Consider the following 9,251-nt stretch of genomic DNA (forward strand, 5'->3'; position numbering starts at 1 on the left):
CTCCCTGGGCGGCGGCGTCCAGGTCGCGCCGCCGGAGCTCGACGAGGCGGCGTTCACGTGGGACGCGGGGTTCGCGCGGATCGTCGCCCCGTTCGTCCGGGACGCCGTCGACCGGATCGCGTCCGGTGCGCCGGACGGGCTCGGGAAGCCGGCGGCTCTGCGGCGCGGGTTCGCGGACCAGCTCGGCAGGCAGCTCGTCTCGCTCGCCTCGCGCGTGCTCGTCCTGGAGCTGAACGTGGCCCGGGTACGCGGCGAGCTGCACGGGGACAGCGCCGAGGAGCGTTTCCGGTCCTTCACGGCGCGACTGGCCGGCCGGGAGGGGCTGGCGGGGCTGCTGTCCGAGTACGTCGTGCTGGCCCGGCTGATGGCCCAATGCGCCGACCACGCCGTGGAGACCTACCTGGAGCTGCTGCGGCGGCTGGCGGCCGACCGGTCCGCGATCGTGGCGGAGCTGTTCGGCGGGACCGAGCCGGGGCCGCTGACCGAGGTGGTCATGGGCGTGGGCGACGGGCACCGGGGCGGGCGGTCGGTCGGGCTGCTGCGGTTCAAGAGCGGGGCGCGGGTGGTGTACAAACCGCGGTCGCTGGCCGTGCACACGCACTTCAACCGGGCGCTCGGCTGGCTCGACGTCCGGATGCCCGGCCTCGGCCTGCGCGTGCTGACCGTCCTGGAACGGCCGGGCCACGGCTGGGTGGAGTACGCCGAGCACGGGCCCTGCGCGGACGAGGCCGGCGTACGTGCCTTCTACCGGCGGCAGGGCGCCCTGCTGGCCCTGCTGTACGCGCTCGACGGCGTGGACTTCCACTTCGAGAACCTCATCGCCGCCGGGGACCAGCCGGTCCTGGTCGACCTGGAGGCGCTGTTCCACCCGGCGATCCCCAGGGGCGGCGCCCGCGGGCGTACCGACGACGACCCGGCCGAACGGGCGCTGGACACCTCGGTCGCCCGGGTGGGGCTGCTGCCGGCCGTCGTGTGGAGCAAGGACGGCGGCGCCCTCGACATGGGAGGCATGGGCGGTGACGCGGGCAGCACGCTGCCGTTCGAGTCGGCGGGCTGGTCCGCCGCGGGGACCGACGAGATGCGGCTGATCCGGGAGCGGGCGGCCTTCCCCGGCAGCAGCAACCGCCCGGGCGTCGGTGACGCCGTCGCCGATCCGGCCGACCACGTCGAGGACTTCCTGTCGGGTTTCACCGGCGCGTACGAGGTCATCGCCGCCCACCGCGACGAGCTGCTCGCACCCGGCGGCATCCTGGCGGCCTTCCAGGGGGACGAGATCCGCGTGGTGATGCGGCCCACGCAGCTGTACGGCACCCTGCTGCTGGAGTCGACCCACCCGGATGTCATGCGTGACGCCCTGGACCGCGACCACGTGCTCGACGCGCTGTGGGCCGCCTGCGCCGACGACCCGGTCCGCCGCCGGCTGGTCCCCGCCGAGATCGCCGACGTCTGGAACGGCGACATCCCCCTCTTCGCCGGCCGCCCCGGCACTTCCGACCTGTGGACCAGCCGGGACGAGCCGCTGGCCGGCGCGCTCACGGGCGTGCCCTCCTCGGACGCCGCCGCCAAGATCCGCGCCATGGGCCCCCGGGATCTGGCCGAGCAGCAGTGGATCATCCGCGCCTCCCTGGCCAGCCGCCGCGACCGCGACCGCGTCTGGACCCCCACCGCCCCTGCGGCTCCCGCCGCCCCCACCCCGCCGGTGGACGGGCTCGCGGACCGGCTCGTGGCCATGGCCACGGCGCTCGGGGACGAACTCGCCGAACGCGCCCAGCGCGACGCCTCCGCCGCCAACTGGCTCGGCATGGAGCTCGTGGGCGAGACCCGCTGGACGGTCGGCACGCTCAAGAGCGACCTGTACGGCGGCACCCCCGGCGTCGCCCTCTTCCTCGGCCAGCTCGCCAGGATCACCGGCGAGACCCGCCACGCCGACCTCGCCATGCGGGCCCTGGCCTGGGTCCCCGGCTTCGTGGACGGCATCGCCGGGAATGCCGCGGCGTTCCCGTGCGGGCCGTTCAACAGCGCCGTCGGGCTGGCGTACGCGCTGACGCACCTGGCCCGCGACCTCGGCGCGCCCGGCCTGCTCGACCACGTCGAACCCCTGATCGCCGCGACGACCGGCGCCGCCGCCACGGACGAGGGACTCGACGTCGTGAGCGGCGCGGCCGGCTGCCTGGCCGCGATGCTCGCCGTCCACGAGGCGACCGGGCTGCCGAAGGCGCTGGACGTGGCCCGCGCCTGCGCCGACCGGCTCGTCGAGACGGCGCGACCGCAGGACAGCGGGGTGGCGTGGCACGGTCACATCCCCGCCTCGGCGCCCTTGACCGGGTTCTCCCACGGGACGGCGGGGATCGGCTGGGCGCTGCTCCGCTTCGCCGACCGGACCGGCGAGGCACGGTACGCGGAGACCGGCCTGGCCGCCTTCGCCTATGAGCGTTCCCGCTTCGACGCCCGCATCGGCAACTGGCCCGACTTCCGGGACCTGCCCGACGCCCCGGCGAACCCCTCCGGCCTGCCCCCGTCCATGCAGGGGTGGTGCCACGGCGCGCCCGGCATCGGCCTGGCCCGCGCCGACCTCCTTCACCGCCGTCCCGGCCTGAGCGCCGAAGCGGCCGGTGACCTCGCCGCCGACCTGGACCTGGCGCTGCGCTCGTACCTGAGCAGCCCGCCCGGCATCGTCGGCCACAGCCTGTGCCACGGCGAGGCCGGGAACCTGGAGCTCCTCATCCACGCCGTAGCCGCGGGCAGGCACGACCTGACGGACACCCTGCGCCTGCGGGCCGGCGTCCTGCTCGCCCAGCTCGCCGACGGCCCGCTCTGCGGCACCCCGGGCGGCGTGACGACGCCGGGTCTGATGTCCGGTCTGGCGGGGATCGGGCACGGTCTCCTGCGGCTCGCCGCCCCCGCCGAGGTGCCGTCCGTCCTGGTCCTGGCCCCGCCGGCCGCCTGAAGCGCCACGTACCCGCCAAAGAAAGGGGCTGCCGTGATGCGGCGCCGCGTCCCCGTCCGCCTGCAACTGACCACGAGCGAGTGCGGGGCCGCCGTCCTGGCCATGCTGCTGAGCCACCACGGCAGGCACGCCTCGGTCGCCGAGTGCCGTGACCTGCTGGGCCCGGGCAGAGACGGCGTGTCCGTCGCCCGGCTGGTCGCGGCGGCCCGTGAGTGCGGGCTGACGGCCACGGCGGAACGGGTGGCGGAACCGCTCGGCGAGCCGCCGCGGGCGCCGTTCATCGCCTACTTCTCCGCCCACCACTTCGTCGTCGTCGAGGGGCTGGGCAGGGGCGGCGTGCGGATCGTCGATCCGGGCAACGGCCGCCGGACCATGCCGCGGGCGGAGTTCGCGCGGCGGTACGGCGGCGTGGTGATCGAGTGCGCCCCCGGTCCCGGGTTCGTCAGGAGGCGCGCGTCGCCGTGGCGGTCGACGCCGGTCCGCTATTTGCGCGACTTCGCGGCGGTGCCGGGCGGCCGGCGTCGCCTGGCCGGGGTGCTGGCGCTGGCGGCGGCCATCCAGCTGCTGGCGCTGGCGCTGCCGCTCGCCACCAAGTCCGTGGTGGACGAGCTGGTCCCGGCCGGGCGCGGCGACCTGCTGCCGGTGCTCGGGTGGGCGGTGTTCGGCACGGCGGCGCTGCACGGCACGCTCACCTTCCTGCGCGCCCGCCTCCTGCTCGCCCTCCGGGCCCGCGCCGACGAGCGGCTGACCGGCCGTTTCGTCGGCCACCTGCTGCGGCTGCCGATCGGGTTCTTCCTCCAGCGCAGCCGGGGCGACCTGCTCCTGCGCGTCGGCAGCATCGCCACCACCAGGGAGGCGGTCACGCAGCAGAGCGTCACGCTCGCGCTCGACATGGTCCTGCTGTCCGCGTACGGGATCGCGCTCGTCCTCCTCGTCCCCTGGTACGCGCTCATGGTCGGCGTGCTGGCGGTGGGGCAGGCGGGGCTGATGGTGGCCTCGTACCGGCGGCTGCGGACCCTGTCCCAGGCCGAGCTGGTTGCCCGCGCGGGCGAGCAGGGGTATCTCGTCGAGACGTTGCAGGCGATGCTGCCGCTCAAGGCCAACGGCGTGGAGTCGCGGGCACAGGCGCGCTGGCGGGAGCTGTTCGGGACGTACCAGACGGCCATGCTGCGGCGGGGGCGCGCCAGCTCCTGGTTCGAGGCGGTGCAGGGAGCGGTGGCCGTGTTCGCGCCGCTCGCGCTGCTGTGGTGCGGCGCGTGGCTGGTGCTCGGCGGGCGCATGTCGCTGGGCACCATGCTGGCGGTGAACGCCCTGGCGATGTCGGTGCTGGCGCCGTTGCAGGCGTTCGTGGGGGCGGTGCAGCTGTACTCCATGCTGCGCGGCCAGTTCGAGCGCATCTACGACGTGCTCGACGCCGCCCCCGAGCCGAACGGCGCCCGCGTGCTGCCCGCCGGGCGGCCGGTCGCGATCCGGGCCGAGGGCGTCGCCTTCCGGTACGCGCCCGACTCGCCGCCCGTGCTGCGGGAGCTGTCGTTCGAGGTGCCCGCGGGGGCGAAGCTCGGCGTCGTCGGGCGTACCGGGTCGGGCAAGAGCACGCTCGCCCTGCTGGTGCTCGGGCTGCTGCGGCCGGAGACGGGCGAGATCCGGCACGACGGCGTACCCGTCCAGGAGCTGGACGTGGCGGCGCTGCGGCGCGAATGCGGCGCGGTGCTGCAGGAGCTGTCGCTGTTCAACGGCTCGATCCGCGACAACATCACGCTCGGCAGCCCGGACGCCACGGACGACGACGTGGTGACCGCCGCGCTCATCGCGGGGCTGCACCACGACGTCGAACGCCTGCCCATGGGCTACGACACCAACGTCGGCGAGGGCGGCGCCGCGCTCTCGGCCGGGCAGCGGCAGCGGGTCGCGCTCGCCAGGGCCATCGTGCACCGGCCGCGCCTGCTCATCCTCGACGAGGCCACCAGCCACCTCGACCCCCAGACCGAACGCCGGGTCGACGCCGCCCTGTCGGAGTTGCGGGTCACCCGGATCGTCGTCTCGCACCGGCTGAGCGCGATCCGCGACGCGCACGAAGTCCTCGTCATCGATCAGGGCCGCATCGTCGGCCGCGGAACCCACGAAAGGCTGGTGAGCAGCCCAGGACCCTACCGCGACCTGTTCGGCGCTCCGCCGGTGCCCGATCCGCTGAGCGCCTGAAATCACCCATCTTCATGAAAGGAGACAGAAATGTCGGCCGACGACCAGATCAGATCCTGGAAATCCCCCGAGCTCCGCGGGCACGACGAAGTCCACCCCGCGGGTGAGATCAACCTGGGCGCCCTGAGCGGCGGCGAGAAGCCGGTGCCCGACTTCGGCGACTACACCGACTTCTTCAGCTGCTGGCAGACCTGCGACCGCACCATGTGGGTCGGGACCTGCCGCTACTCCAGCCTCGGCTGCTGCTGACCACGGACAGAGGAGAGCGAACCATGACGAACGACGACCTGATCCGTTCCTGGAAGGACCCCATCAACCGGGCCGCGTACGGCGCCGGCCTGCCGCACCCCGCCGGCGACCTCGACCTGGAGACGGCGCGGCTGGCGGGCGGCGTGGAGCAGGAGCCGGCGAACGGCACCCAGCACCTGGCCACCATCGGCTGCTGCGGCGGCTACACCTCCGAGGTGCGCTGCGCGTTCAGCGCGCTGTACCCCTTGATATGCACGCCCTATATCCTCGTCTGACAGACTGGTGACCGGCCGCGCAGCCGCGGCCGGTCACTCGGCGAGCCGGTGCGCCAGGGCGGCCCGGGTCTTCACCCCGAGCTTCCTGAACACGCTGGCCAGGTGCGTCTCCACCGTCCTGGGGCTGAGGAACAGGCGCTCGCCGATCTCCCGGTTCGTCATGCCGTACGCGACCAGCTCGGCGATCTCCCGCTCCCGCTCCGACAACGAGCTCCCGGCGCCGGGCCGGTGGGCCAGGCCGGCGGCCATCCGGCGCTGCTCGACGCCCACCTGGGCCGCCAGCCACGGCGCGCCGCACGACAGGAACAGCTCCTTCGCCTGCCCGAGCTGCTGCTTGGCGGCCCGCGAGTCGTCGTCGCGGCGCAGCACGCCCGCCAGCAGCATCCGGCCGAGCGCCTCCCCGATGGGCAGCCCGGCAGCCGCGAACCGGTCCACGGCCTCGCGCGCCGCCTCCTCCGCCTCGTCCTGCCGGCCCTGCGCGAGCGTGAGGACGGCACGGGCCCGCGCCAGGGAACCCGACTGCACGGGCGGGGCGCCGAGCTCCACGACGCGGGCGGCGCGCTCGTACCACTCCCTGCCCGCCGTCAGATCGCCCCGGGTGACCTCCACCTCCGAGCGCAGCGCGTAACTGCCGACCACGCCGGGGCCGAGGCCGGCCGGGTCGGCGGGCACCCGCGCCGCCAGCAGCCGCCCGCACGCCTCCGTCTCGCCGACCGAGAACAGCACCTCCGACACCGCCTGGTCCGAGATGGTCCGCCACCAGGCCGAGCGCAGCTCCTGCCCCCGCCGCGCCGGCTCGATCAGCGGCATCGCCGCGTCCGGGCCGTTCAGCCACAGCAGCGGGCGCGACTTCGTGACGTGGACGAACGCCAGCATCTCCGCGCTGCCCAGATGCCGCGCGATCTCCTCGGCCTCCTCGGCGTCATCCAGCGCCCGGTCGACGTCCCCCAGCCGGGCGTGGACGGTGGCGCGGGCGGCGTACAGCAGCGGAACCACATGGTTGCGCCCGTGGTCACGGGCCACCCGCAACCCGCGGGCCAGGTGCCGCAGCGCGTCGGCGTTGCGGTCGGCCAGGAACTCGCCCCACGCCAGCGCGGCCACGAGCCCGAGGTCGTCGCACAGCTCGCGGTCGGTCAGTCCGTTCACCAGCGCGTCCGCCCGGTCGAGATACCGGTACGCCGCCCAGAAGTCGCACCGGTAGAGCGCCGCGACCGCCAGCAGCGTCACGGCCGTGGCCGGCAACCCTCGCCGGGTACGCGGTCCTGCCAGCCCGAGCGCGAGCGAGGCGTTCTCCCGGCCCTCGTCCCAGCGCCCGTCCAGCAGGTCGTTGGCCGCCAGCTCCACCAGCAGCGCGCACCGCCCGCCGGAGTCGCCGCCCGGGGCCTGGTCCAGGTGGCCCAGCTCGGCGGTCAGGATCGCCCGGGCCTCCTCGAAGCGGCCCAGCGAGCGCTCCATCATGGACATCAGCTCCACCGCCTGGTCGCGGTGGTCGCCGCCCGCCTGCATGACCTCGCGCAGCAGCGTACGGCTCTCCGCCAGCTGCCCGGACACACCCAGCGCCGCCGCCAGTGACAACAGCAGGCCGGCACGCCGCACACTGGGCACGTCGTCCGGCAGGGCCCGAAGAGCGGCGCGGAACCAGCGCGCCGCCGTCGCCGGGGCGGTCGCGGCCACCGCGTTCGCCCCCTCGGCCAGCAGCTCGGCCCCGTCCACGTCACCGATCACGATCGCGTGCTCCATGTGCACCGCGCACCGCACGGCCGGCGCGCCGTGCGCGCGCAGGTACTCGGCCGCGCGCCGGTGTGCCGCCATCCGCCACGCGGGCCCCGCCATCCGGTACGCCGCCGCCCGCACCAGCGGATGCCGGAAGCCCAGGGTCCGCGGGCCGGAGGACAGGACGTTCCGTCGTACGAGGTCGTCCAGGGCGGGCACCACCGTGGCCAGGTCCAGCTCCGACACCGCCGCCACCAGCGTCGCGTCCAGCTCGTCGCCCACCACCGCCGCGGCCCGCGCCACCAGCCCCTGCACCTGGTCGAGGCCCGACAGCTCGGCGGCGATCAGCCGGTCCAGGGCGTTCACCGCGACGGGGCTCGCGGCCTCGGCGGGGTCGTCGCCGTCCGGCAGCGCGGCCAGGATCTCCAGGAACAGCGGGTTGCCGCCGCTGCGCTCGTACAGGCGGCGCCGGCGGGGCGCGGACATCTCCTCACCCAGCAGCGCGTCCGCGTCGCCCGCCGACAGCGGGCCGAGGGGCAGCGCCACCACGGAGGCCGCGGCCAGCGAGCGCGTCAGCCCGGCCGGCAGCCCGCCGGTGCGCGCCGCGAGCAGGACGATCACGCGCCGGTCCGGCGGATGCCGGATGAAGTAGTCGAGGGCCTCGATGGAGGCGTCGTCGGCCCACTGCACGTCGTCCAGCAGCACGACCAGGCCGTCCCGCTCCGAGATGCGCTCCACGAGGCGGTGCGACGCCCGGAACAACCGGTGCCGGTTCAGCGCCGCCAGCCCGCGGGCCACTCCCCCGGCGTCCGCGCCGGCCTCGGCGGACAGCAGCGCGCGGATCTGGTCCAGATCGGCGGCCAGCTGGAGGTGGCGATCGCCGTCGGCCAGGGCGTCGAACAGGATCCCGAACGGCGCGCTGCGCTCGAACTCGGTGGCCCGCCCCACCATCGCCGGCAGCCCCCGCTCCCGCGCCAGCTCGGCGACCGCCGTCAGCAACCGGCTCTTGCCGATCCCCGGGTCGCCTGTCATCAGCACGAACGTCGTCCCGTGCGGCTTGTCCAGCAGCCGCGCCAGGTGATCGAGCTCGGCGGAACGACCCGTCAACGGGCGCCGGGTCACCAGCACGTCATAACCTCCCCGCCAGGAAGATCGTCGATCCCACCCCCATCTCTATCCCACTCAGCCATTCCGTCCAAGGATTACGTGGTTTCCCCGATGTTTCCGTTTCCGGAACATGACGGATGCCGCGAGCGTCGCCGCCCGGCGCATCGTGCTCTCATGAGCGACGACGACCTCACCCGATCCTGGAAAGACCCCCACCTCCGCGACGCCGGCGTGCCCCATCCCGCGGGCGAGATCATGATCCCCGAGCGCGGCGGCACCCAGGAGATGCCGACGCTGGGGACCACGTTCATCATCTGCACCCTGCCCGGCTGCAACCCCACCCTGTTCTTCGGCTGCACCTACTGATCGCATAACCTATAACGCTCACCGCCGGAGCATCCAAGGGGGCATTCACCGACAAGAGTGGCTGACGGTGTAGGTTATAACCGTCAGCCACGAGACAGGACAGCAATGGGCGAATCAGCGGCCGAGCTCTACACGACGAAGGCGGACTACGCCTACCTGCGCGTCAAGGAGCTGATCCTGTCCGGCCGGCTGGCCCCCGGTTCCGTCATCGCCCAGGCGCAGCTGGCCCGCGACATCGGCATCAGCACCACTCCCCTGCGCGAGGCCCTGCGCCGGCTCAAGAGCGAGGGGCTGGTCGAGCTGGACGCCCACCGCGACGCCCGCGTGGCCCCCCTGGCCGCCGAGGAGGCCCGCGACCTGCTGGAGCTGCGCCGCTCCCTCGACCCCCTCGCGGT

7 protein-coding genes are annotated in these 9,251 nt (G+C 74.5%); 6 read left to right on the plus strand and 1 reads right to left on the minus strand.

The window, feature by feature from the left end:
• From ACWDX9_RS54655 to ACWDX9_RS54670, 4 genes are all read left to right on the plus strand, one after another.
• Window positions 1-2,947 (plus strand): type 2 lanthipeptide synthetase LanM family protein (locus ACWDX9_RS54655; protein ID WP_449970342.1); only part of this gene is annotated, 2,947 nt, incomplete at its 5' end.
• A gap of 36 nt (window positions 2,948-2,983) precedes the next feature.
• On the plus strand, window positions 2,984-5,146 hold the full coding sequence (locus ACWDX9_RS54660) for a peptidase domain-containing ABC transporter (protein WP_449970344.1): 2,163 nt from the start codon (window positions 2,984-2,986) through the stop codon (window positions 5,144-5,146).
• Between the two features lie 30 nt (window positions 5,147-5,176).
• Window positions 5,177-5,395: a hypothetical protein gene (locus tag ACWDX9_RS54665; RefSeq protein WP_449970347.1), complete on the plus strand. Its 219-nt coding sequence runs from the start codon at window positions 5,177-5,179 to the stop codon at window positions 5,393-5,395.
• A 23-nt stretch (window positions 5,396-5,418) separates the two neighbouring features.
• Window positions 5,419-5,670, plus strand: coding sequence for a hypothetical protein (locus tag ACWDX9_RS54670; protein WP_350732108.1), 252 nt, complete (start codon window positions 5,419-5,421; stop codon window positions 5,668-5,670).
• A gap of 33 nt (window positions 5,671-5,703) precedes the next feature.
• On the opposite strand, the gene ACWDX9_RS54675 is transcribed toward ACWDX9_RS54670, so the two are convergent.
• A complete protein-coding gene (locus tag ACWDX9_RS54675) occupies window positions 5,704-8,511 on the minus strand; it encodes an ATP-binding protein (RefSeq protein ID WP_449970350.1) in 2,808 nt (935 codons plus the stop codon).
• Between the two features lie 153 nt (window positions 8,512-8,664).
• On the opposite strand from ACWDX9_RS54675, the gene ACWDX9_RS54680 reads away from it, so the two are divergent.
• Both ACWDX9_RS54680 and ACWDX9_RS54685 read left to right on the plus strand, forming a co-directional pair.
• Window positions 8,665-8,856: a hypothetical protein gene (locus ACWDX9_RS54680; protein WP_449970353.1), complete on the plus strand. Its 192-nt coding sequence runs from the start codon at window positions 8,665-8,667 to the stop codon at window positions 8,854-8,856.
• Between the two features lie 105 nt (window positions 8,857-8,961).
• Window positions 8,962-9,251: GntR family transcriptional regulator (locus ACWDX9_RS54685; protein WP_449970355.1), on the plus strand; the 290-nt coding region annotated here is incomplete at its 3' end.

It is taken from the genome of Nonomuraea sp. NPDC003201 (genome assembly GCF_053590415.1).